23 protein-coding genes are annotated in these 23,764 nt (G+C 68.9%); 14 read left to right on the top strand and 9 right to left on the bottom strand.

Annotated elements, in window-relative coordinates; translation table 11 throughout:
- Positions 1-20 precede the first annotated feature (20 nt).
- The 4 genes from ACQY5G_RS07930 to ACQY5G_RS07915 are packed head-to-tail and all read right to left on the bottom strand — an operon-like array spanning position 21 to position 3,282.
- Positions 21-1,061, bottom strand: coding sequence for an XdhC family protein (locus ACQY5G_RS07930; RefSeq protein WP_428278577.1), 1,041 nt, complete (start codon positions 1,059-1,061; stop codon positions 21-23).
- Between the two features lie 16 nt (positions 1,062-1,077).
- Positions 1,078-2,061 (bottom strand): electron transfer flavoprotein subunit alpha/FixB family protein, encoded by a 984-nt coding sequence (locus tag ACQY5G_RS07925; protein WP_428278576.1) that lies wholly within the window; start codon positions 2,059-2,061, stop codon positions 1,078-1,080.
- Positions 2,061-2,810, bottom strand: coding sequence for an electron transfer flavoprotein subunit beta/FixA family protein (locus tag ACQY5G_RS07920; RefSeq protein WP_428278575.1), 750 nt, complete (start codon positions 2,808-2,810; stop codon positions 2,061-2,063). The genes ACQY5G_RS07925 and ACQY5G_RS07920 overlap by 1 nt, the downstream gene beginning before the upstream one ends.
- 22 nt (positions 2,811-2,832) lie before the next feature.
- Positions 2,833-3,282, bottom strand: coding sequence for a hypothetical protein (locus ACQY5G_RS07915; RefSeq protein ID WP_428278574.1), 450 nt, complete (start codon positions 3,280-3,282; stop codon positions 2,833-2,835).
- A gap of 212 nt (positions 3,283-3,494) precedes the next feature.
- Here ACQY5G_RS07915 and ACQY5G_RS07910 point away from each other — a divergent pair, with 212 nt between their 5' ends.
- From ACQY5G_RS07910 to ACQY5G_RS07865, 10 genes are all read left to right on the top strand, one after another.
- Entirely contained in the window at positions 3,495-4,142 is a 648-nt protein-coding gene (locus ACQY5G_RS07910; RefSeq protein WP_428278573.1) for an RNA polymerase sigma factor, read from the top strand.
- The gene (locus tag ACQY5G_RS07905) at positions 4,135-4,539 is read left to right on the top strand and encodes a hypothetical protein (RefSeq protein ID WP_428278572.1); all 405 of its coding nucleotides are present in this window, start codon (positions 4,135-4,137) and stop codon (positions 4,537-4,539) included. Before ACQY5G_RS07910 ends, ACQY5G_RS07905 begins: the two co-directional genes overlap by 8 nt.
- A 31-nt stretch (positions 4,540-4,570) precedes the next feature.
- Positions 4,571-5,026, top strand: coding sequence for a hypothetical protein (locus ACQY5G_RS07900; protein ID WP_428278571.1), 456 nt, complete (start codon positions 4,571-4,573; stop codon positions 5,024-5,026).
- 152 nt (positions 5,027-5,178) lie between these two features.
- Positions 5,179-6,429, top strand: a complete 1,251-nt coding sequence (locus ACQY5G_RS07895; protein WP_428278570.1) for a TolC family protein — start codon at positions 5,179-5,181, stop codon at positions 6,427-6,429.
- A 182-nt stretch (positions 6,430-6,611) separates the two neighbouring features.
- Positions 6,612-8,030 (top strand): efflux RND transporter periplasmic adaptor subunit, encoded by a 1,419-nt coding sequence (locus tag ACQY5G_RS07890; protein ID WP_428278569.1) that lies wholly within the window; start codon positions 6,612-6,614, stop codon positions 8,028-8,030.
- A gap of 10 nt (positions 8,031-8,040) precedes the next feature.
- The gene (locus tag ACQY5G_RS07885) at positions 8,041-9,252 is read left to right on the top strand and encodes an ABC transporter permease (protein ID WP_428278568.1); all 1,212 of its coding nucleotides are present in this window, start codon (positions 8,041-8,043) and stop codon (positions 9,250-9,252) included.
- A gap of 42 nt (positions 9,253-9,294) precedes the next feature.
- The gene (locus ACQY5G_RS07880) at positions 9,295-9,804 is read left to right on the top strand and encodes a hypothetical protein (protein ID WP_428278567.1); all 510 of its coding nucleotides are present in this window, start codon (positions 9,295-9,297) and stop codon (positions 9,802-9,804) included.
- A gap of 13 nt (positions 9,805-9,817) precedes the next feature.
- Entirely contained in the window at positions 9,818-10,978 is a 1,161-nt protein-coding gene (locus tag ACQY5G_RS07875; protein ID WP_428278566.1) for a patatin-like phospholipase family protein, read from the top strand.
- A gap of 2 nt (positions 10,979-10,980) precedes the next feature.
- Positions 10,981-12,096, top strand: coding sequence for a metallophosphoesterase family protein (locus ACQY5G_RS07870; RefSeq protein WP_428278565.1), 1,116 nt, complete (start codon positions 10,981-10,983; stop codon positions 12,094-12,096).
- On the top strand, positions 12,096-14,984 hold the full coding sequence (locus ACQY5G_RS07865; protein ID WP_428278564.1) for an AAA family ATPase: 2,889 nt from the start codon (positions 12,096-12,098) through the stop codon (positions 14,982-14,984). Before ACQY5G_RS07870 ends, ACQY5G_RS07865 begins: the two co-directional genes overlap by 1 nt.
- On the opposite strand, the gene ACQY5G_RS07860 is transcribed toward ACQY5G_RS07865, so the two are convergent.
- From ACQY5G_RS07860 to ACQY5G_RS07850, 3 genes are read right to left on the bottom strand one after another with little or no spacing between them, the layout of a single operon-like run.
- A complete protein-coding gene (locus ACQY5G_RS07860) occupies positions 14,977-15,978 on the bottom strand; it encodes an NAD(P)/FAD-dependent oxidoreductase (RefSeq protein ID WP_428278563.1) in 1,002 nt (333 codons plus the stop codon). The genes ACQY5G_RS07865 and ACQY5G_RS07860 overlap by 8 nt on opposite strands.
- A 30-nt stretch (positions 15,979-16,008) precedes the next feature.
- Positions 16,009-16,668, bottom strand: a complete 660-nt coding sequence (locus tag ACQY5G_RS07855; protein ID WP_428278562.1) for a CDP-alcohol phosphatidyltransferase family protein — start codon at positions 16,666-16,668, stop codon at positions 16,009-16,011.
- A 5-nt stretch (positions 16,669-16,673) separates the two neighbouring features.
- Positions 16,674-17,042 (bottom strand): single-stranded DNA-binding protein, encoded by a 369-nt coding sequence (locus ACQY5G_RS07850; RefSeq protein WP_310783012.1) that lies wholly within the window; start codon positions 17,040-17,042, stop codon positions 16,674-16,676.
- Between the two features lie 147 nt (positions 17,043-17,189).
- Between ACQY5G_RS07850 and ACQY5G_RS07845 the strand changes: the two genes are divergently transcribed.
- Positions 17,190-18,173, top strand: a complete 984-nt coding sequence (locus ACQY5G_RS07845) for an MlaD family protein (RefSeq protein WP_428278561.1) — start codon at positions 17,190-17,192, stop codon at positions 18,171-18,173.
- 14 nt (positions 18,174-18,187) lie between these two features.
- On the opposite strand, the gene ACQY5G_RS07840 is transcribed toward ACQY5G_RS07845, so the two are convergent.
- Positions 18,188-18,541 carry a hypothetical protein gene (locus ACQY5G_RS07840; protein ID WP_310756058.1) on the bottom strand — a complete coding sequence of 118 codons (354 nt, stop codon included), beginning with the start codon at positions 18,539-18,541 and terminating at the stop codon, positions 18,188-18,190.
- Between the two features lie 184 nt (positions 18,542-18,725).
- Here ACQY5G_RS07840 and rho point away from each other — a divergent pair, with 184 nt between their 5' ends.
- On the top strand, positions 18,726-19,976 hold the full coding sequence (rho, locus tag ACQY5G_RS07835; protein ID WP_310783008.1) for a transcription termination factor Rho: 1,251 nt from the start codon (positions 18,726-18,728) through the stop codon (positions 19,974-19,976).
- A 27-nt stretch (positions 19,977-20,003) separates the two neighbouring features.
- Here rho and ACQY5G_RS07830 read toward each other — a convergent pair whose 3' ends face one another.
- Positions 20,004-22,826 (bottom strand): hypothetical protein, encoded by a 2,823-nt coding sequence (locus tag ACQY5G_RS07830; protein ID WP_428278560.1) that lies wholly within the window; start codon positions 22,824-22,826, stop codon positions 20,004-20,006.
- A 165-nt stretch (positions 22,827-22,991) separates the two neighbouring features.
- On the opposite strand from ACQY5G_RS07830, the gene ACQY5G_RS07825 reads away from it, so the two are divergent.
- Together ACQY5G_RS07825 and ACQY5G_RS07820 are read left to right on the top strand one after the other, a co-directional pair.
- Positions 22,992-23,237, top strand: coding sequence for an FmdB family zinc ribbon protein (locus tag ACQY5G_RS07825; RefSeq protein WP_428278559.1), 246 nt, complete (start codon positions 22,992-22,994; stop codon positions 23,235-23,237).
- Between the two features lie 31 nt (positions 23,238-23,268).
- Complete coding sequence (locus ACQY5G_RS07820; protein WP_428278558.1) at positions 23,269-23,715, top strand: hypothetical protein; 447 nt, start codon at positions 23,269-23,271, stop codon at positions 23,713-23,715.
- Positions 23,716-23,764 lie beyond the last annotated feature (49 nt).

Below are 23,764 nucleotides of genomic sequence, written 5' to 3'. Positions count from 1 at the left end.
GGCGCGATCCCGCGCCGGCGTCAGGGCGCTCTGTCGAGGGCGATGAGCTGCGCGAGGATGGAGACGGCGATCTGCGCGGGCGAGCGGGCACCGATCCGCAGCCCGACCGGACCGTGGATGCGGTCGCATGCCGCCTCGTCCAGCCCGCGCGCGAGGAGCGCGGCTCGACGTTGCTGCTGCGTCCGGCGTCCGCCCAGGAGGCCGATGTAGCCGCAGCGGGAGGTGAGCGCCGTCTCGAGCGCGGGCTCATCCAGCTTCTCGTCGTGCGTGAGGATGACGACGCTCGTTCGGGGGTCGAGATCGAGCGCGGCCATTGCCTCGTCCGGCCAGCGCGCATCGAGCGACGCGGCATCCGGAAACCGCTCCGGCCGCAGGAAGGCCTCGCGCGGATCCACGACCAAGACCTCGAAGCCGGCGCTGTGCGCCATGGCGCACAGCGCATGCCCGATCGGGGTCGCCCCCACGATGACGAGCCGCGGGGGAGGGGAGAAGGACTCGACGAAGACGAGGCTGCCCGGATCGTCCCGCACGAGTTCGACGACCCGGGCGTCCGATCTACCGAGCCAATCGTCGACGCGGGAGCGGGCCGCCCGGTCGAGTTCGGCGGACCCGAGCGTTCCCATCGACCGGTCCGGTTCGAGGAGGAGTTGCCGCGAGCGCGTGGGCGGCGCCGCGCCGGTGAGGAGGACGCCCGGGGCGCCGGCCTCCTGGAGCTGCCAGAGGCGATGCCAGACGGGGTCGCCGGGATCGTAGTGGTCGAGGAGGACGTCGATCTCCCCGCCGCAGGACAGGCCCACGCCCGCGGCCATCTCGTCCGTGATTCCGTACGTGACGGAGGCCGGCGCGCCGCCGCCCAGCAGCGCGGAGAGCCGTTCGTGCAGGTCGCCCTCCACGCACCCGCTCGAGATCGAGCCGCTCAGCTCCCCGGCGGCCGAGATCGCGAACCGCGCGCCCGGGGGCAGCGGGGCCGACCGGCGCACGGCGATGAGCGTCGCCATGGCGATGGGGTCGCCCTGCCTCGCCCAACGCGCGATGTCCTCGCGCACGGCCCGGAGACTCATGCCGGCCGATCCGGACTCAACTGCCCTGGCGGGCTTCGCGAACCGCCTCGGTGAGCGCGGGCAGCACCTCGAACACGTCCCCCACGAGACCGTAGTCCGCGACCCCGAAGATCGGCGCATCCGCATCGCGGTTGATCGCCACGATGACCTTGGCCGTGCGCATCCCGGCCAGGTGCTGGATCGCCCCGCTGATCCCGACCGCGAAGTACAGGTTGGGCGACACGGTCTTGCCGGTCTGGCCCACCTGTTCGCCATGCGGCCGCCAGCCCGCATCCACCACCGCCCGGCTTGCGCCGAGCGCAGCCTCTTCGCCGAGCGCTTCCACGAGCTCCTCGAGCAGCGGCCAGTGCTCCGGCCCCTGCATCCCGCGGCCGCCCGAGACGATCGTCGTCGCCTCGCTCACGTCGAGCCGGTCGCGATCCCCCTGCTCCAGGGCGGTCGTCCGCACCCGGCCCTCGAGACCCTCGAGATCCAGGCTCGACATCTGCCCCGCCGCGCTCTCCTCGACCGGCGCGAAGACGTTGGCCCGGATCGTCATCACGGCCGGACCCGGGGTGAAGCGCAGGGTCGCGATCGCCTTCCCGGCGTACATGGGCCGGCGGACGACGATGGCGCCGTCCTCCCGCCGGCACTCGATGACTTCCGAGGCCACGCTCCGTCCGAGCCGCGCACCGACGCGCGGAGCGATGTCCCTCCCCTGCGCGGTCGCCGCGAAGATCACGGCGTCGTAGTCCCCCGCCTCGACGAGCCGGGCGATGGCCGCCGCGGCGATGTCCGGCTGGCACAGCGCGAGAGCCTCGCATTCGCCGACCCAGGTACGGTCGGCGCCGAAGCCGGCGAGTTGCGCGGCCGCCGCCTCCGTACCGGGAGGACCGAGCGCGACGGCGTGGGTCTCTCCCCCCGCGTCCGCGGCGATCCGCCGCGCGAGCCCGACCGCCTCCCGCGAGGCCCGGCTCACCGTTCCCTCGCGGATCTCGGTGTACGCCAGCGCCCCGGGCATCAGAGCACCCCCGCTTCATCGCGCAACGCCCGCACCAGCTCCGGCACGGCGTCCACCCCCTCTCCGACGACCCGGCCCGCGGCCGGCGCCGGCGGTTCGTCGAGGCGGAGGAATTCGATGGTCGGCGCATCGAGCGTCACCTCCCGTTCCTCGAGAGGCTTCCGCTTCGCCGCCATGATTCCCTTGAGGCTCGGATACCGCGGCTCGTTGAGCCCCTTCTGCGTCGACACGACGGCCGGCAGCGAGAACTCGACGACCTCGTGGCCGCCTTCGACCTCGCGGCGGGCCGTCGCCTCCCTTCCGGCGATCTCGAGGCCGACGACGACGGTCGCGCACGGGAGGCCCAGAAACTCGGCCACCATCTGCGGGACCTGCATGTTGTCGTCATCGATCGCCTGCTTCCCGAACAGCACGAGGTCGTATTCGCGACCGCGAATCTCGTCGGCGAGCGCCCGCGCCACGGAGAGCGCGTCGTGCGAGCCGGCGCACGCGAGCAGGATGCCCTCATCCGCCCCCATCGCGAGCGCCTGGCGAATCGACTCGGCGGTCTCCGGGGGGCCGAGCGCGACGACCGTCACCTTCCCCTCCCCCGCCTCTTCCTTGCGGCGGATCGCATCCTCGAGCGCGAACTCGTCGTAGGGGTTCACGACATACTTGACGCCGGCCGGATCCAGTCCCGCGCCGTCGGGGGTCACTCTCACCCGCGTGGCCGAGTCCGGCACGCGCTTCATGCAGACGATCGTATTCATCCGTCTTTTCTTCGAATGGAATTCAGGCGTTCTGGTAGGTCTCGATCTCGTCGGTCGTCAGTGCGCACACGCGAAACGCGATGAGGTCGATGAGGGCATCGGTCACATTCTTCTGGCGGAGGTTCCGCGCCCTCGCGTCCTCCGCGGCGGGCCGCGCCTCGCGCAGGGTCACGAGCCGAGCGGCCAGCCAATCCAGAAAATCGTGGACGACGTCGCGGTGCTCGCGGTCTCGATCCGGCTCCCCGTTCGGAGCCTTCGGAAGGAACGCGTCGATGAGCGCGAGCAGCCCGGGGAAGATCATCTCCGTGAGTTCTTCGTCTCCGATGAGTTCCTCTTCGGTGATCTCCTCCCAACTCATCTCGTTCCAGTACAGCTCGCACGCTTCCTCGAAGAGATGGCGCCGCACTTCGGGAGGTGCCTTCCTGAGGACGATGTCGCCGGGCGAGAGCCGTCGCCCCACGACCTTTTTCATGCCGCGGATGCGTTCCTGGATGAGGGTTCGGCCCGCCAGAGCGTGGGCTCGATCGGGCGTTTCGGCGGCGGCGGGCCGGGCTTGCGTTTCGTTGTTCACGGAGCCGAAGATGCGACGGCCACGGTGAAGGAACAAGCGCCGGGGCAAACGCCGCCCGGAGCCGGTGCAACGGCCGGCATCGAGGGCGTGTTACCCAAGCGATGGGGATGCCTTTGGCGGAGGAAACGCGAACGCGTAACGGATCGCCGGGCGACGCGACCGGCCCCGGCTCCGGACCTGTGGAGCCGCCGGATCCCGGCGCGGACGAGCCGGGCCTCGTAGAGGCCGTGCAGGCCGGCGATTCGCGGGCGTTTTCCCTGTTCGTGACGAGATACACGGACCCGGCCTACGCGGTGGCGCTGTCGATTCTGCGCCACGAGCAGGACGCGGAAGACGCGGTGCAGGCCGCGTTCATTCGCGCCCTCGAGCGGATCGGGCAGTTGCGGCCGGGAAGCCGCTTCGGTCCGTGGTTCTATCGCGTGCTGAGGAGCACGTGCCTGAACCTCCGGCGGCGTGAGCTTCTGCGGACCCATTCGGAGCTGACGGACACGGCGGCGTCGCGGGACGATCCGCATCGTGAATTCGAGCGGAGGCACGCCCGGAAGCGGGTGCTCGACGCGCTCGGGCAGCTTCCGGAACGACAGAGAACGGCAGTCATGATGTACGACCTTGAGGGGTACGATCACGCGGAGATCGCGAAGATTCTCGGGATCGCGGTCGGAACTTCGAGGGCGAACCTTCATCACGGCAGGCACGCGCTGCGCCGCCTTCTCGGCGAAGCGCCCGCCTCCGGCGCCGGAGGAGCAGATGAGGATGAATAGGAGAGATCAGAGTCGGGACGGCGGGCGCGGGCCCGCGTGGGCCGAGTATCTCGAGCCCCTGCGGCCCGATGACGTCACGCGGCGCCGTCTGCGCCGGAGCGTGATGGCCGCGGCGGAGGCGCTGTTCGAGCGGCGGCCCCTCTCCTGGCTCGACGTGACGGCAAGCTGGTCCGCGGCGCTCGCGCCGCTGGCCGCGGGCCTGCTCGTTGCGGCCGGCGTTCTGTTGTACCGCATCTCCCTGCCGGATGCGCCCGCGTTCGCCGCAGACGTGGATCCGGAGCCGGTCGGGCTGGTGCGCTCGCTGGCGCCGGATGCCGAAGCCCCGCCCGCGCTGCTCATCGACCTTGTCGAGCCGAGCCGCGACGCGGTGCTGACGGCCGCGCTCATCAATCCGTAACTCGCTGAAACGCGACACGAACCGGGTGCGTATGGACACTTCAAGATTCCGGGCGATCCTGCTCCTGACGCTCGTCTTCGCGGCGGGCGCCGCAGTCGGCGTGGCGGCGGACCGCCTCGATCTGTTCGCCGACGCAGCCGTGGGCGAGCCGCCAGCGGAGACTACATCTCCCGAAACGCGGGATCGCGATGACGGGTCGCGGGGACGGCAGACCACGATCGAGCAATTCGCCGATGAACTGGGTTTGACTGCCGAGCAACGGTCGCAGATCGAGGGCTTCCTCGATCACTACCGCGACGGGATGCGGACGTTGCGCGGGAGCTACCGGACGTTGATGGATTCGGTCCGGACGCAGATCGAGTCGGCGCTGACGGAGGAGCAGGGTGAGGATTATCGGCAGTTGCTGCGGCAGCGCTACGGGAACGGGCGAGAGCGCGGCGGTGAACGGGGGTCCCAGGGGCGCGACGACCCGCAGCGAAACAACTGACAACCGAGAGACGTCAAATCAGCCCCTCACGGGGCGAGGAAACGATGACCATTCGACATAGATCAGGGTGCGGAGGCCGGCCGAGCGCCGGTCTTCGTCGATGGGGGTTTGTCCTGCTGCCGGCGGCTCTGCTTGCGGCAGCGTCGCCCCGGATGGCCGAGGCGCAGGTACAGGCAAGCGACAACGTCCGCCAGATCACGGTTGACGAAGCGGTCGAGATCGCGCTGCGCCGCAACCCGCAGTTGCTCCAGGCCTACTCGCAGATCGAGATGGCCGAGCACAACCGGCTGAGCGCTTACGGGGCGCTCCTTCCGAATCTGAGTGCGAGCTTCAGCTACTCGAACTCGTCCACCGGACGGCTCGACGCGCTCAGCCAGGGGATCGTCGCGACGAGCTACTCCACTCAGCTCAGGGCCGGATACACGCTCTTCGACGGCTGGAGCCGGTTCACGAACCTGAAGAGCGCCCGACTTGGCGTGGCGGAGCAGAACGCCCGCTATCGCGAGGCCGAGTTCCAGGTCATCCAGGCGGTGAAACAGGCGTACTCGGCGAACGTCGCGGCGCGCGAACTCGTCGCCGTCGAGGAACGCCGCGTCCAGCGGCAGGCGGACCAGCTCGAATTCGTCAGACAGCAGCTGGAGCTGGGACGGGCGACGCGCTCGGACTCCCTCCGCTCGCAGGTCGACCTCAACAACGCGCAACTCGCGCTTCTGGAGGCGCAGAACCTCGCGCGCACGCGAACCTTCGAACTCACCGAGGTCGTCGGCTCGGAAACGCTCGTGGGGCCGACCGCCGAGGCGGAACTCGCGATGGCCGCGATCCCCTTCACGCGCGACGAACTGTTCGCGATGGCCGATGTGACGGCTCCCTCACTGCAGGCCGCCTCCGCCGCCGTCGAGGCAGCCGAGGCGGCGGTCTCGGGCGCGCGCTCCAGCTACCTCCCCACGATCTCCCTGGGTGGCGGCTACGGGTGGGCGAATCAGGACTTCCCGCCCTCCAACCGTTCGTGGTCGATCGGCATCTCGGGCAGCTATCCCCTCTTCAACGGCTTCCAGCGCGAGACGCAGGTGTTCCGCGCCCGGGCCGCGGCGGATCAGGCCCGGCAGCAGGAACGGGCCGAGCGGCTGAACCTCAGTTCGCTGCTCGACGCGCGCTACGCGACGGCCCAGTCCGCGCTCGCGGGAGTGGATCTCGCGGAGCAGACCGTCGAACTCAGCGAAGAGAGCCTCCGGGTCGTGCAGGAGCGGTACCAGCTCGGCCTCGCAACCATCCTCGAGCTTCAGGACGCGCAGATCACGCTTACGCAGGCGGAGGTCGATCTCGTCTCGGGTCAGTTCCGCTACGAGGTCGAGGTCGCCGGGATCGAGGCGCTCCTCGGCCGGAGGCTCGACCAGCAACCCTGACGGCTCCCGCCGCACGACGTATCTCTTCTTCAACGTCGGACCCGCGCGGGGTGTCCTCTCAGCGTGCTACGACGGCGCGGTTCCGCCGCGCCGCTGGCCCGTTCACGGACCCGATACGAGACGAGATTCCGATGTCCATATTCGAACGCTCCCGGCGTCGCCTCCCCCCGCGATGCGCCCCCTTGGGCTACGCCACGGTCTTCACGGCGCTTGGGCTTGCGGTCACCGGTTGTGCGACCGGCGAGGCCAACGAACCCGAGCAGACGCTCCAGACGCTGACCGCGGGGCGCCAGACCATCGTCTCCAGCGTCGAGGCGACCGGGACGGTCGAACCGATCCGCGTGATCGAGGTCAAGTCGCAGGCGGGCGGCGAGGTTCTCCAGTTGCCCGTCGAACTCGGGGACAACGTCGAGCTGGGAACGCTCCTCGTGCGGATCGACCCGCGCGACGTGAACAACGCGCACGCCCAGGCGCAGGCCGATCTGGACGTGGCCGAGGCCCAGGCGGATGTCGCGGAACGCCAGCTTGAGCGGGTGGAGGCGCTCCACGAGTCCGATATCGTGACCTCGGAGGAGCTGGAGAACGCGATCCTCTCGGCGGCGAACGCGAGAGCTTCCCTGGTCCGCGCCACGACCAACCTCGAACTCGCCAGGGACAAGCTGGACGACGTGACGCTCCGGGCTCCGATCACCGGAACCATCGTGGAGCGGACGGTGGAGCAGGGGCAGGTCGTCACGGGGACACGCGACCTCACCGGCGGCACCGTGCTGATGCGGATGGCCGATCTCACCGAGGTCCAGGTGCGCATGCTCGTCGACGAGACGGACATCGGCCGGCTCCAGCCGGGACTGCCCGCCGACATCACCGTGGAAGCGTACCCCAACCGGACCTTCCGGGGGTCCGTCCTCAAGATCGAACCGCAGGCGGTGGTCGAACAGAACGTGACCATGTTCGCCGTGCTCACGCGCATCTCCAACGAGGAGGATCTGCTGCGGCCGGGGATGAACGCGGACGTCGAAGTCGTGATCGGGCGGCAGGAGGACGTGCTCGCGGTGGCGAACAGCGGCATCAAGTCCCAGCAGGAGGCTGTCCAGATCGTCCGGGCTCTCGAGATCGACGCCGATGTCAACGCGCTGCTGCGCGACTTCCAGAGCCAGGATCGGCCGGAGGGTGCGTCGGAAGACGGAACGGCGGAGGGCGAGGAGGAGCCGATGATCGGCGGGGTTCCGATGTCGGAGTTCCAGTCGATGTCGCAGGAGGAGCGCATGCGCGTCTTCCAGAACATGTCCGACGAGGAGCGGCGGCGGATGATGCAGCAGTTCCGCGGCCAGGGAGGCGGCGGACCCGGTGGCGCCCGGGGCGGCCAGGCGCGGCGGCCCGACGAGCCTCGCCCGGCCTTCGTGTTCCGGTACGACGCGAACGGCCTCCTCGATCTGAAGCCGGTCATGATCGGCCTCAGCGACTTCGACCACACGCAGATCGTCCGCGGGCTCGAGGAGGGCGAGGAGATCGTCGCCGTGCCCACCTCGCTCATCGCGCAGCAGGAGTTCCTGGACCGAATCCGCAGCCGAACAGCGCTGCCGGGCATCGGGGGAAGGTGATGATCGTCCGATGATCTTCTTCGAGATTCTTCGGGTCGCGATGGATGCGATCCGCGCCAACAAGCTGCGCTCGTTCCTGACCATGCTCGGGATCGTGATCGGGGTCGGCGCCGTGATCACGATGGTCGCCCTCGGGGAGGGCGCTCAGCAGCAGGTCGAGAACCAGATCGAGTCGCTCGGCACCAACGTACTCACGGTTCGCCCCGGGCAGGGGATGTTCCGCGGCGTGCGCGGCGGGTCGAACGCGCGGTTGACGACCGAAGACGTCGAGGCGGTTCGGCGGGGGGCCCCGGCTCTGGTGGAGGTCGCCCCGGAGATGCAGGGACAGTTGCAGGTCCAGTTCGGACGCAACAACGCGAGCGTTCGGATTCTTGGCACGACGCCGAACTACGTGGACGTCGAGAATCATGCGCTCGAACTCGGTCGCTTCTTCGATGAGTCCGAGAACCGCGGCCGCCGACGCGTCGCCGTGCTCGGGGGCGCGGTGCCGGCGGTGCTGAACACCGAAACCGCCGAACTCGTCGGCCGGACGATCTCGATCCGGAACATCTCCTTCGAGGTCGTCGGCGTGCTGGAGGAGAAGGGCGGATCGGGCTGGTTCAACCAGGACGAGCAGATCTTCGTCCCGCTGGAGACCGCGCAGTTCCGGTTGCTCGGGACCGACCGCGTGAGCCAGTTCAAGGTCGTCGTCGAGAGCGAGGCGGCGATCCCCGTCGCGATGGTGCAGATCGAGGAGGTGCTCCGACGCGAGCACCGCCTTCCCTTGGGACGGGAGAACGACTTCTGGATCTCCGACAGCGTGCAGTTCCTCGAAATGGCGCAGGAGACGACGCAGACGTTCACGATGCTGCTCGCCGGGATCGCCGCGGTGAGCCTCCTCGTCGGGGGCATCGGGATCATGAACATCATGCTGGTGTCGGTCACCGAGCGGACGAAGGAGATCGGCGTGCGCAAGGCGCTCGGCGCCACGAGGCGGGCCGTCCTGCTCCAGTTCCTGCTCGAAGCCACGACGCTCTGCATGACGGGCGGGATCCTCGGCGTCGCCTTCGCCTACGGCGCGGCCGAGATGCTCTCGCGGTCGGCCGGCTGGACGATGGCCATCGCGCCGCAAGCGATCGGCCTCGCCGTGGTGTTCGCCGCCGCGGTGGGCCTGTTCTTCGGCCTCTGGCCCGCCCGGCGCGCGGCCCGGCTCGATCCGATCGTGGCGCTTCGGTACGAATAACCTGAGTTGGCGGGAGGTCGCGGGCCGACGTATGGTCCCGGCATGAGTGTTCCGCTGACATCGCTTCCGGATTCCGCCCGCGTCTGGATCTACGGGGCGGACCGTCCGCTGACCTCCGAGGAGCGCGAGGCGCTGATGGTCGACCTGCGCGCGTTCGTCGACATCTGGACCGCGCACGGGGCGGCGCTGCGGGCGGGCGTGGAATGGATCGAAGACCGCTTCGCGGTCGTCGCCGTGGACGAAGCTTCGGCGCCCGCGTCCGGGTGCTCGATCGACGCGATGTCCCGGCGGCTGGGCGCGCTCGAGGAACGCCTGGGCTGCTCGCTTCTCGACAGCACACGCGTGTTCTACCGGGACGAGTCCGGCGCAATCGAGAGTTGCGCACGACCGGAGTTCCGGGCGCGGGCGCTGACCGGAGCGATCAGCGACGCGACTCCCGTCTTCGATCCGACCATCGACACGTTGGCGGCGCTGCGGGCGGGCGAACTCGAGCGGCCGGCGGCCCGTTCCTGGCACCGGCAACTCCTGGGCCGACCCGGCGGACGGTCCTGACGCGGGGACCGGCGTGACGGGAGCCCCTGGGAGCGGCGCTTCCGGCGCCGCGCGGGGGAAACTGGCCTTCGCCCTCTCGGGTGGCGGCGCGAGGGCCGCCTACCAGACCGGCGTGCTGAGCTATATCGGCAGACAGCTGCCCGGGCTTCGGATCCCCCTCCTCACCGGCGTCTCGGCGGGCGCGATCAACGTGGGTTTCCTCGCCGCCTACAACGGAAATCTGCATGGCGCGACGCAGGCACTGAAGCGCCGCTGGCTCTCGCTCACGACCGAGGAAGTGCTGCGCACCAACCCCGCTTCCCTGCTCAAGGTGGGCCTGCGGATGGGGGGATCCCTGCTCGGCGGCGGGACCGGGCTGAGTCCCCGTTTCCAGAGCCTCGTCGACACGTCGCCGCTGCGGGAGTTCATCGAGCGCGACGTCGGCCGCGGAGAGATCGACGCCAGGATCCGGGCGGGGGAGCTCGAAGCGGTGGGTCTCACGGCGATGTCGTACCAGACGGGACGCACGGTCCTCTTCGTGCAAGGCGAACCGCAGTCGGGGCCCGAGCGCGCGAGCGCACATTACCGACTCGTGCGGACGAACATTTCGGTGGACCACATCCTGGCCTCGGCGTCGATCCCGCTCGTGTTTCCGGCGATCAAACTCGGTCAGCAGTACTACGGAGACGGGAGCTTCCGCACCGCGGCGCCGCTGGCGCCGGCGATTCACATGGGGGCGGACCGCATCTTCACGATCTCGGCCCGTTACCGGCGGTCCGAACTGGAGGCGCGGGCGCCGGACACGACGGGGTATCCGCCGCCGGCGAGAGTCCTGGGCCTGCTGCTGAACTCGGTCTTTCTCGACACGCTGGACTGGGACGCCGCCGCGCTGCGCCGGATCAATCTCCTCGTCGACCGACTCCCCCGCGAGGTCTCCGAGAGCCAGGGTCTGCGCCGCGTCGACCTGCTCATCCTCAGGCCCTCGCGGGACATCGGGAAGCTGGCCCGCGACTTCGAGATCGAACTGCCTCCGGCGCTGAGGTTTCTTGTGCGAGGTCTGGGAACGCCGGACATCAAGACCGCCGACTTCCTGAGTTATCTTCTGTTCGAGAGCGAGTACATCCGGGCGCTCGTGGAACTCGGAGCCTCCGACGCGGAGGCGAACTGGAGCCGCATCGAGGCGTTTCTCTCCTGACTGTGCAACGGACGATCGTCCACTTCGCCGACCTCCATCTCGACTCCCCGTTCGCGTGGTGCGAGGCGACGGGCGACGTGGCGAGGCGGCGGCGCGAGGCGCTTCGCGATACCCTGCTCGCGATCGTGGAACTCGTGCGCTCGACCGGGGCGGACGCGCTCTTCTGCGGAGGCGATCTGTACGAGCACGATCGCGTCACGCTCGACACGGCGAACTTCCTGCGGCAGACCTTCGCCTCCCTCGACCCGGTGCCCGTCTACATCGCGCCCGGCAATCACGACTGGTATGGGCCGACGAGCGTCTACGCGACGGAGGGATGGAGCGGGAATGTCCACATCTTTCGCGATGCGACGTTCCAGGCGGTCTCCCTTGCGCCCGGCATCACGCTGTGGGGGGGCGCGCACTGCGCTCCCGCCAACACGGACAACTTCCTCGGCGACGGCTTCAGGGTCACCGGGGCGGGGGCGCACGTGGCGCTCTTTCACGGAGCGGAACGGTCGTGGCTCGCGGCACAGGGTGAAGGGAAGGCGCCGCACGCCCCCTTCGAGACGGCCGAGATCCCGGCCAGCGGGCTGAATCACGCGTTCCTCGGCCATTATCACCGGCCGGCGGACGGCGCCCATCACACCTATCCGGGCAACCCCGACCCTCTGCAGTTCGGGGAGGAAGGGAAGCGCGGACCCGTCGTGGCGACGATCGACGCGGAGGGCGAGGTCGCGCGCGAGCGCCACGTCGTGGCGGTCACCCCGGTTCATGATCTGCGGCTCGATGTCACGGGCCTCGAGAGCCGCCAGCAGATTCGGGACACGCTGCGCGCGAAGACGGAGAGCCTCGCGGGACTCGCGCGCCTTACGGTGTGCGGAGACCTCGAGCCGTCGCTCGACCTCCACGAGGACACGATCCGCGAGCAACTGCTCGAAACGTTCGACGCCGTGCAGATCCGGAAGTCCGAACTGCACCTGGCGTACGACCTCGAAGAGATCTGCGGGGAGCCCACCGTGCGGGGACGGTTCGTCGAGGATGTGATGGGAGCGGAGCTGGCGGATGATGAGAAGCGCCGTGTGCTGCGGATGGGACTCCGGGCGCTCGACGGACGCGACGATCTCGAGGTGCTGTGATGCGCTTCGAGTCCGGCACGGCCCATCGCTTCGGTCCCTTCCGGGATGAGACGCTGGAACTGGCGCCGGGAATGAACGTCGTCTTCGGCCGCAACGAGGCGGGGAAATCGTCCTGGCACGCGGCGCTGTACGCCGGGCTCTGCGGCATGCGGCGCGGCAAGGGGGCGATGCGGAAGGAGGAGAAGCGGTTCGCGGAGCGCCACAAGCCGTGGGACGACGACGAGTGGGAGGTCGGAGCCATCGTCGCGCTCGAGGACGGACGGCGCGTGGAATTGAGGCACGATCTCGCAGGAAGGATCGAGAGTTCGGCGGAGGACATGAGCGTCGCGGGACGGGACTATTCGGGCGAGATCCTGTTCGATGGGGCGCCGGACGGCTCGCGGTGGCTGGGCCTGAACCGCCGCTCGTTTCTCGCCACCGCCTGTGTGCGTCAGACGGACATCCTCAGGGTCCGGGACGATCCCGAATCGCTGCAGGAGGACATGCAGCGCGCGGCGGCGACGGCGGGCGTGGACCAGACGGCGGCCGCCGCACTGCAACGGCTCGAGGAGGTTCTCCGGGAACGCGTCGGATCGACCCGGGCTCCAACGAAGCCGCTCATGACGACCGCGCGGCGGGTGGCGGAGGCGCGCGAGGCCCTGGAGGCGGCCCGCGAGGCGCACCGGGACTTTCAGGAGCGTCGCGCCGAGGTCGAAACGCTGGAGCGGGCGGCGAGGAAAGCCCGCCGCCGCGTGGAGGCGGCGGAGGCCGCGCTCGCGCGATCCGAGGCGGAGGCGCACGCGGAGCGGCTACGGGAGGCGCAGGCTCTGTACGAGGAGTTCCCCGAGGGGGCGCCCCACCCGGTCCCCGAGGGCGGCGGTCTCACGCGGACGGTCACCGAAGCGCTCACGACGTGGCGCAACCTCCCCGATCCGGTGGAGCTGACGGGACCCTCGGCGCGAGAGATCGAGGAGACGATCGAGGGCTCCGATGCGGAGCTGGCGGCCGCGCGGGCGGTCGCCGCGGAGGCCGCTGCCGCGAAGGCCGAGGCTCGCCTCGTCGCTGCGCGTGAGCTGCAGACGCTCTTCCCGGAGGGCGGCCCCCGGGTTTCCACGGAGGAGGATACGCGTCTTGCGGAGATCCGCGACGCGCTCCGCGCCTGGGAATCGCTTCCCGACGTCGAGCCCCCCGCGGGGCGGAGCTTGGAGGAGATCGAGGGGGATCTGGCCGATCTCGAAGAGCGACGGCCGGCGGCCTCCCGGAAACGTTCGCCCGCGCGAGCCGCGGCGTGGCTGGCTCTTTCGGCGGCCGCGGCGATCGGAGGTCTCGTCCTCGCGCTGCTGGCGCCGGAGTCGCGCTCCGCGGGGCTGATCCTGTTCGCGGTCGGGGCGGGAGGCGTCCTGTCTCACCGACTGGCGAGAACGCGGGCCGACCGCTCGGAGATTGCGCTCGCGCTGGACGTGCGGCGCGACAGTCTGCGGCGCGAACTCGAGACCGGTCGCTCGGCCCACGAGCGGTACGAGGCCGAACTCCGGACCCGGCGCGGCGCGGTCGACCGCCTTCGTGAATTCTCCGGCGGGGAGGACGCGCTTCCGCTCGAACCTGAAGCGCTCGCGGAGTCGCTGCGCCGCCAAGTCGAGTCCCGGCAGGCGGGAAGGAAAGAGGCGGCGCGACGGGGCTCGCAGTGGGACGAGCTTCAGGGGCTGCTTGCCGGTTCGTCTCTCGACGCACTTGCCGCCGAGACGGATCGGCTGCGCACCGCGGCCGATGCCCTCCTCGCGGAGGCGGCCGGACATCCGCTGGCAGAGCTGAGGGCTCGGGGCATCACGCGGAGCGAGTTGGACGACCTCGAACGGCAGACCGCGCAGAAGCGCCGAGAGTGGAGCGACGAACGAGTTCGGCGTCTGGCGGCGGAGACGCGGCACGCACATCGGTCGGAACGAGCCGATGATGCCGTGAACGCGCTGCGTAAAGCCGGCTCTCGCGTCGGGGTGACCGACGACGACCCCGAGGAGCTGGCGGCCGCATTGGAGGAGTGGCGCGCGGGCCGGGAGCGGATGCTCGAGGAAGCCGGCGAACGCAACGAATCGTGGGATCGCCTGCAACAGTTGCTCGGCGAGCGCACGCTGGATGAGTTCGCGGACGAAGTGGAGCAACGCCGTCTCCGGGCCGGCCGGCTCGCCGACCGGCTCGGGGCGGACCTCCTCGTCGAAGCTCGGGCGGGACGGCCGACCGGGGAGACGCTGGAGAATCTCGGACGGGAAGCGGAGGTCGCCCGCGAGGAGGTGCTGCGCGCCGGCGGCCAGCTCACCGAACGCGAACACCAGCTCCCCAGCGTCGCGGACGCGGAGGACGCGCTGGCGGCAGCCGAGCGGGAGCAGGAGAGGATCGCGCGCCTCAAGGACACACTGGACTGCACGATCGGATTCCTCGAGGAGGCGCAGGAGCGCGTGCTGCGCGACATCGCGCCCGTCCTGACGCGGACGGTCCTCGAATGGCTTCCCCGGGTGACGGACGGCCGCTATACCGGATGCCGGATCGACCCGGAGAATCTGCTCGTCGAGGTCCGCACCCCGGGGGGGCGCTGGCGCTCCGCCCACCTGCTCTCCCACGGCACGGCGGAGCAGATCTACCTGCTGCTCAGGTTCGCGCTCTCACGGCACCTCACCCGGGAGGGCGAGACCTGTCCTCTCATCCTCGATGATGTCGTGGGCGCGTCCGACGCGGTCCGGAAACAGGCGGTACTGCAAACGCTGCACGCGCTCGCGCGCTCGACCCAGGTCATCCTCTTCACGCACGAGGACGATGTGCGGGACTGGGCGAGGGAGAAGCTCGCGGGATCCGACGTCCACCTCATCGAACTCGCCGGGCGGCGGCACGAGAGCGGAGGGCTGGCCTCCGCTACTTGAAGACCTTGTAGTCGGTCGAGTGCCCCGGGTTCACCTTGGCGGTCGGGTCGATGTGGTGCACCGCGTTGTTCACCGCGATCGCGGCCTCTCCGAAGCCGGTCGAGATCAACTCCAGCTTCCCGTCGTAGGTGGCGATGTCCCCCGCCGCGTAGACGCCGGGGATGTTCGTGCGCATGCGCGAGTCCACTACAATGCACCGCTTCCGCAGTTCGAGCCCCCATTCGGCGATCGGCCCGATATTCGGAACGAAGCCGATCAGCGCGATGACGTCGTCCACCTCGATTCGCTCCGTTTCCTTCGTCTTCGTGTGCCGGATCGTCGCGGCCTCGACCCGGTCGCTGCCGTGGATCTCCGTCACGGTGTAGAAGGTGCGGAGCCGCAGTTCGCCCCGTTCATGCGCACCCTCGACCTGCGCGACCGTGCTCTCGTGAGCCCTGTAGCGGTCCGTGCGGTGGATATGCGTGAGTTCACCGGCGATCTCCCGCAGCGCCCAACTCCAGTCGAAGGCGGAGTCGCCCCCGCCGACAAGGAGGACGCGTTTCCCGCGGAACATCTCGGGGTCTTTCACGTTCGTCACGAGGCCCCGGTCCAGGAACTCATCCCACCCCGGCACGCGCAGCGTCCGGCTTTTGAAAGCGCCCTTGCCCCCGGCAATTACGACGGTGCGCGTGGGCCGCGGCCCCCTGTTCGTGCGAAGATCGAAGCCGCCGTTTCCCGGATTGAGTTCGAGGACGCGCTCCTCGAGGCACACCTCCGCGTCGAACTGCAGGCCCTGCGTGACGAGTTCCCGCGCCAGATCCTTGGCGAGCACCCGGGGGAAACCGGCGACGTCGAAGACATCCTTCTCGGGGTACAGCGCCGTCAGCTGACCTCCGAGTTCGGGGAGCACATCAATGATGCGGGCCGAGACGCCGCGCATGCCGGCGTAGAACGATCCGTAGAGACCGGTCGGACCGCCGCCGATGATCGTTATGTCGACCGTTTCGTTCTTCAAACCCAAACCGTTCAAGCCATCCGGCGGTCGTCAGGTCGCGCTCTTCCACTTCCGCCGGAGGCAGTGAGTTCCGTAATCGATGATCGCCCACGCCGACGTCGCGCCGACGAGCAAGACGAGTGCGGGAACATACCGAGGGTTGAAAATGAGGGCGAGCAACGTGAGAAACTGCAGGCCGGTCGCGATTTTTCCCGGCCACCGGGGCCTGAAGGGGATGATGATGGAGACCAGCCGGGCCAGGAGATAGCACCCGGCGGTATAGAGGTCCCTGAGGATCAGAATCAGGAACGACACCCCGTCGAGCCCGCCCGCCGCCAGGAAGCCGGAGAGAGCGAGCAGGACGAAGAGCTTGTCGCAGAGCGGGTCGAGCAGGAGTCCGACCTGGGAGCGCGTCCCGCTCACCCGGGCGATGAACCCATCGAGGACATCCGTCGCGCCTGCCGTGGCCACGAGCACCGCCATCATTCCGGGATCCGAGACCACGATGAAGGCGAGGCCGAGCGGTATACGGCTCAGGGACAGAAGATTCGACAGGGTCAGAAACCCCGGATCGTGTGTCTGTATCGGATTCCTCCGCTTCGACCTGGTGGACGGACCCGCCCCACGCACGGGAAGATGCACGTTCCTGGGGCGGGTCTCCAGTGCGCCGGCGAGCGTCGCCGACGGTTCGCCGATTGCGGCGCGGTGCACGAGGTCTACTGCGGAAGCTCGGCGCTGTCGGCCGCCGCGTCGTCCGGTCGCGGATCCAGCATCACCATGTCCTCCACGACCACGTCCACGGTGGGGATCGCGATCCCGTCACGCTCGAACGACCCGTACTCGAGGTGGCCCTCGACGTAGAGGCGCGAACCCTTGTGCACATACTCGCCGACGGTCTCGGCCTGACGACGCCAGAACGTGAGCCGGTGCCAGTCGGTACGACGCTGGGTCTCCCCGTTCTTGCGGAACACGCGGTTGGTCGCGAGCGACAGATGTGCGACGGCGGTGCCGGAAGCGGTCTCGCGCACATCGGGGTCGCTGCCGGCGTTTCCGACGAGAATGACCCGGTTCACGGTTCTCGACATGGTTCCTCTCCTTTGTGATGCGTGAATGGGCGCAGCAAGACACGCGAATCTCCGGTACGGGGAGGTCACCTCAAACCGCATCTCCCCCACCGCCCGAGCTGGCGCGTTCCTCCTTGACGCCGCGACCGGAAGTGGGTCTGCTCAGGGATGATCCGGACGGACCTCACTTCCGACGCCGCACGCACCCGGGCCCGACGGGGCCTGGTCCTGATTGCCTGCGCGATCGTCCTTTCGGCCGCGATCTCCGTCATCGAGCTCATCGTCCGCGCGACGCTCGAGGGCCCGCGAATCACGGCGCTGGCCCATTCGGCGGAGGGGCTCGGGCCGGGTTCCGCGGTCTGGGTGGCGGGGAGGTCGGTGGGGCGCGTGCTGTCGGTCTCCTTCCAGCCCCCCGAAGAGAGCGACCGCGATGGGCCGTTCGAGAGCCACGTCATCATCGACGCCGTCATCGACCGGGTCGCCGAGCCCATCCTGCGGGCGGATGCCACCGCCGATGTCCGGCCGTCGGATCTGGTCGCGCCCGTCGTCCTCTCCGTGAACCCGGGTTCAGGCTCCGCGCCCCCCTGGAATTACGCGGACACGCTGCGCGCTTCCGGTCCGCCGATCGATCCGGAGACGGTCATGGCGCTGTCGGATTCGCTGCTACAGGCGGTGCGCACGCTCGAAGTCGACGCCTCCGAGGCGCGGGACGTGCTCGGTTCGGACCAGGGCTCGCTCGCCCGCTTTCGCGAGGATCCGGGCACGCTCGCCGGACTGCAAGGCAGTCTCGAGTCGCTGGAGGAACTGCTCCAGCGTGACCTTCAGCGCTCCTCGCTCGTCGGGCTCGCGACGGACACGCTGGTGAGCGCGGCCGCGCGACGGGTGCAGGGACGGCTCGCGACCTGGGAGGCGGCGCCCCAAATGGCGAGCGCCGTTCAGAATCTGGAAACGACGCTCGAGGCGCTGGACGCGGTGATGTCGCGACTCTCGGCGATCACCGAGCGGCTGCACCGCGGTGAGGGGACCGCGGGCCGGGCGCTGATGGATGAGGAAATCCGACGCCAACTCGCCGCCCTCCGCACCGCGGCCGCCGGGCTGGCGGAAGATCTCGGCTACAACCCCTCGCGCTGGCTGCGAGTCCGCGTCTTCTAGGCAGCCGTGGCTTCCTAGATCCTCCGCTTCGGAAGGCCGCCGTGGACGGCGAACTTGAGCAGTTCCGTCTTCCTGCCGCGCTTTCGCCGAATCCCGATGATGACGTGGTCGACGACCTGGTCGCGGTCTTCGATGGAAACCGCCACATCGACGGAGCCATCCGCAGCCGTGATCCGCGTCCGCACGGATCGGCCGGGTTCCGCGTCCGCCGTACGCGCCGGATTGCGGCACAGCGTGCGGGAGGAGCGGCGCCCACCGGGCACCGGCCGCGACAACTTCAACAGACGGAACCAGTCGGGCTGATAGCTTATCCGCCAGAGATTGCCGAGCTGGTCGAGTCCCCTTCCTTCGCGATTGTGTCTGGCCATCCGGCGCTCGAGGGTCGCAGTTATCGTTGAGGCGCGGTCGCCTTGACCGTGCCCGGCGGCACCATTATGGTCGGTGGGTCCACCTCGGACCACATCCCCCGGCCGCAAGCAGGACACCTCACGAACCGATCATGCCGCACGCGGCATGGCTGCAGCCCGGCTCACTCTCTTCCGGAGGAAGGCGATGGACATCGCCGAACTCAAGTCGAAGTCGATCGGCGAACTTCATGACATGGCCGAAGAACTCGACATTCACAACTTTTCGGGCCTTCGAAAACAGGACCTGATCTTTCGGATCGAGCAGAATCTCCTCGATTCCGACATCGTCCTCCGGGGCGAGGGCGTCCTCGAGATTCTGCCGGAGGGTTACGGCTTTCTGAGGAGCCAGGACTGGAACTACCTGTACGGCCCGGACGACATCTACGTCTCCCCGTCGCAGATCAAGCGCTTCGACATGCGGACGGGAGACACCATCCAGGGCCGCGTGCGGCCGCCGAAGGAGGGAGAGCGCTACCTCGCCCTGCTGAAGGTGGAGACGCTGAACGGCGTGGACCCGGACAAGGCGAAGCACCGGATCGCGTTCGACAACCTGCGGCCGCGGTATCCGGAGGAACGGCTCGTCCTCGAGCAGGAAGACGGCGACGTGTCGATGCGGATTCTCGACCTCATCGCGCCGATCGGCAAAGGGCAGCGCAGCCTCATCGTCTCGCCGCCCAAGGCCGGGAAGACGATCCTGCTGCAGAAGATCGCGAACGCGATCGTGGAGAACCAGCCGGACGCGAAGGTGATCGTGCTCCTCATCGACGAGCGGCCCGAAGAGGTCACGGACATGGAGGAGAACGTTCCGGCGGAGATCATCTCATCCACCTTCGATGAACCCGCGGACCGCCACACTCAGGTGGCGGAGATGGTGATCGAAAAGGCGAAGCGGCTCGTCGAATACCAGCACGATGTCGTGGTCCTCCTCGACTCGATCACGCGACTCGCGCGGGCCTACAACACGACGGTCCCCCACTCGGGCAAGATCCTCTCCGGCGGCGTGGATGCGAACGCGCTCCACAGGCCCAAGCGCTTCTTCGGCGCGGCGCGGAACATCGAAGAGGGCGGCAGCCTCACGATCATCGCGACGGCGCTCATCGAGACGGGCAGCCGGATGGACGAGGTCATCTTCGAGGAGTTCAAGGGCACGGGGAACAGCGAGGTTCTCCTGGACCGCCAGATATCCGACAAGCGGATCTACCCCGCGATCGACCTCAACCGCTCGAGCACGCGCAAGGAGGAACTCCTCCTGAACGAGGTCGAACTCAACCGGATGTACCTGCTGCGGAACTTCCTCTCCGACATGCCGCCGGCCGAGGCGATTCAGTTCATGATCGAGCGGCTGCAGCGCACGGAAACGAACCAGGAGTTCCTCGACTCGATGGCCGGCGGATAGCCGACCTCACGGCTCGCGCGCGCCGTCTCACGGCGCCTGCAGCCAACGATCTTCCAGCACCTCCAGCAGCGCCGAGCGCGTGGCCTCCCCCACCGTCAGCGTCACGCGGTACGTGCCCGGGGACACGGGAAGCCCGGCCCCGCCCTGATTCTGGAGGCCCGGGTTCATGCGCAGATCCCAGGCGACGCGGTTCAGGCCCGGCCGGCCGGTCCCCTCGAGGTCGCGCACGACTCTCCCCGTGGCAAGTTCCGAGACCTCGATCGACACGTCGGCCGGAGAGCCCAGGTAGTACTGGATCATCGTACCGGCGGGGGCGCTCTCGCCCGTCCAGTTCTTGTCGCCGGTGAGGGAGCGGCGGCGCTGGATGTCGTTCTTCCAGAGGACGGCTGGACGCGGGTCGAAGAGGTGTGCGTCACTCGCCTGGATGCTGTCGGTCATCGCCTGGAGGGCCGTGACGTCGTCGAGCACGTAGATGCTGCGGCCGTGCGTCGCGAGCACCAGGTCGTTCTCCCGGGGGTGGACGAGCACGTCGTCGATGCGGACCACGGGCAGGCCCGGCATGAAATCGTGCCACGTGCCGCCCTCGTCGAACGAGACGTGGAAGCCGAACTCGGTGCCGACATAGAGGAGGCGGGGATTCCGCGGGTCCTGCCGGACCGTGTTCACGTTTCCGAACGACGGCAGACTCGACGTGATGTCCTCCCACGTCGCGCCGTAGTCGCGGGTCACGTACACGTAGGGCCGCAGGTCGTCGTTCTTGTGCCCGTCGATCGAGACGTACGCGGTCGCCGCATCCACATGCGAGGCTTCCACCCGGGACACGTAGTGCCGCGTCGTACCGCCGGGGAGATTCCGGCTCACCTCGGTCCACGTCGCCCCGCCGTCGCGGCTCACCTGGATGTTGCCGTCGTCGGTCCCGGCCCAGAGAAGGCCCGGGACGATGGGCGACTCGGCGATGGACGTCATGCTGCCCCACATCGAGACGCCGTCGTTGCGCGAAAGGGTGCACTCCGTCCCGCGTTCGAACTGGTTGCATCGCGGGATGCGGTTGGCCACCCCCATCAGAACCTCGGCGTCCCGGTCGATGTCCTTCGAGAGGTCCGGGCTCATCGTCCACGTCTCTCCCCGGTCGCGCGACGTGAAGAAGCGGTTGCCGCCCGCATGCAGCGTGCGCGGGTTGTGCGGGGAGAGGAGGAAAGGCGTATTCCAGTTCCACCGGATCCCGGTGTCCGGCGACGGGGCGGGGGCGATGTTCGTGTCCGCCGGATCGTCCTCATCCGGAGCCTGGGGGGTGATGGGGCGCGTGACGCCCTCCCGCAGATCCACGCGCCGGAGACGCCCGTTCTGCGATTCGACGAACACGATCGCCGGGTCCGTCGGGTCCACCTGCGTGTAGAACCCGTCCCCGCCGCCGACCCGATACCAATCCTCCGAGAGAATCGGCCCCGAGCGCACGGAACTCGGCCCGCACCAGCTTCCGTTGTCCTGAAGGCCGGTACACACGTAGTAGGGGCGCCGCATGTCCACGGAGGCGTGATAGGGCTGCCCGACGGCCCACGGCCGCAGCGCCTCCCAGGTCTCGCCCTGATCCCAGCTCACATCGACCGACCCGTCGTTGCCGATCACGAGGTGATCGTGGTCGGCCGGATTGATCCAGACGGCGTGCTGATCGACGTGACCGTACCCGCTCAGCACCTCCCAGGTGCGGCCGCCGTCGCGCGACTTCGACACCCGCTGATCCACGGTATAGACGAGATCCGGATCTTCGGGGGAGACGCGGATCTGGCTGAAGTACATGGGGCGTCCGTTCTCGTTGCTCTGGAACTCCCACGTGCGGCCCTTGTCCGCCGAGCGCCAGACCCCGGACCATTGCGGGTCGGGCGGGAGGGAATCGACCCTCGCGAGCCTGCGCCATTCGTCCTGCTCCTCCTCGGAGAGCGGCGTCTCCCGGTCCGCGGCGACTTCGATCTGGGCGTAGACGACATCGGGGTCGGCGGGCGTCATGGCGAGCGCGATGCGGCCCATTGTGCCGGCGGGCAGCCCGCCTCCCTCGACGGGCGACCAGCTCTCTCCGCCGTCCCCGGACCGCCAGATTCCGCTTCCCGGCCCTCCGCCGACGAAACAGCACACGGTGCGTTGACGCTGATAGGTGGAGGCGAACAGGACGTTGGGATTCGACGGGTCCATGACGAGATCCGTCGCGCCGGTGTCCTCGTCCACCGCGAGCACGTGGCGCCAGCTCTCTCCTCCGTCGCTGGACTTGAAGACGCCGCGCTCGGCGTTCGGGCCGAAGAGGTGGCCGACCGCGGCTACCCACACGACATCCGGATTCGTCGGGTGGACGAGGACGCGCGCGATGCTCTGCGTCTCCCGGAGTCCCATGTGCGCGAACGTGGCGCCGCCGTCGGTGCTCTTGTAGACCCCGTAACCGAACGACGAGCTCTGCCGGTTGTTCGCCTCCCCCGTGCCCACGTAGAGGACTTCCGGATCGGAGGGCGCGAGAGCGAGGGCGCCGATGGAGTGCGTCTCGTGGCTGTCGAAGATCGATTCGAATGTCGTCCCGTTGTTCGTCGTCTTCCACAGACCGCCGGTCGCGAAGCCGACGTAGAAGATCCGCGTGTCCTCGGGATGGACCGCGAGGTCGTCGACGCGGCCGCCCTGCTCCGTCGGGCCGATGGACCGCCACCGGAACCCTTGGAGCAGCGGGTGCCCGGGGGCGTTGATGACGGCCTCCGCGTCTTCAACCCGCGCTCCGTCCTGGGCATGGGCGGGTGCTGACGGCGCAAATACGGCCGCAAGGAACGCGAGTACGATCGTCGAGGGGGCGCGGGTGCGCGATGCGTATGGCATGGAGTCTTCTCTCGGTGCGGATCGGGGTGGCAATCCGGCATTATCCGACCGGCGGTCGGAGTCTGTCAAAGCCGAAACCGCGCGGGGGATCCGTGAGGCGGGCGGCGACTTGCCCGCGAGACCGTTGAAAAGCATGCTGCGGAGTACCGCGCGACTGGAGGGGCCATGCCGATATACGAGTACCGCTGCCGCGAGTGCTCACACGAGTTCGAACTCCTCGTGAGGGGGTCGATGACGCCCGCGTGCGCTTCATGCGGGAGTGCGGAGCTGGACCGACTCATCTCCCTCCCGCGCGTCCACTCCGATGCCCGCAAGGAACGGTCGCTCACCGCGGCGAAGAAACGCGACGCGAAGCTCGGGAGCGAACGCACGCGAGCGCAGCGGGAGTACGAACTGGCCCACAACGACTGATCCCCGCGGGCGGACGCCCCGGGACATGTGAATGTGGCGGATCCGTGAAACGGACGCGCGGGGCGATGACGGAGAGGATGGGATGACGGAGACCTACGCGCAGGCGCTGGCCGAGCACGGAATCGAGGACGTACAACGCCTCTACCGGCCACTCCTCCGGCGGTTGAAGGCCCGCGATGCGGGAGCCTACGAGCGTGCCGTCGCACGCTACCGGTCGGAGGTGGAAGGCGTGGCGGGGGGCGGAGAGGCGCTGGCGGCGTGGCTTTCCTATGGGGCGTGGCTCGCTTCCCGCCTGGAACCCGGAAGCCTTTTCACGATTTCGGAGGAAGGACTCGCGGCGCGCGCGCCGGACCCGTTCCCGACGGGTCCCATGCTGATCCATCTGCCCGATGCGGCGAACCGCAAGGGCTTCTTGATCGCCATGCCCGCGACACCTTCCGAAGCGCAGCGCGCGACGGCCGACCTGCTGTGTGAGTAGGGATCCCGCCGGCCGGGGCCGGCGCGGGATGATGATGACGAGGATGGTT

This window comes from Candidatus Palauibacter sp. (assembly GCF_965261555.1).
Lineage (GTDB): Bacteria > Gemmatimonadota > Gemmatimonadetes > Palauibacterales > Palauibacteraceae > Palauibacter.
This window is presented reverse-complemented; position numbering and strand designations above follow the sequence as displayed.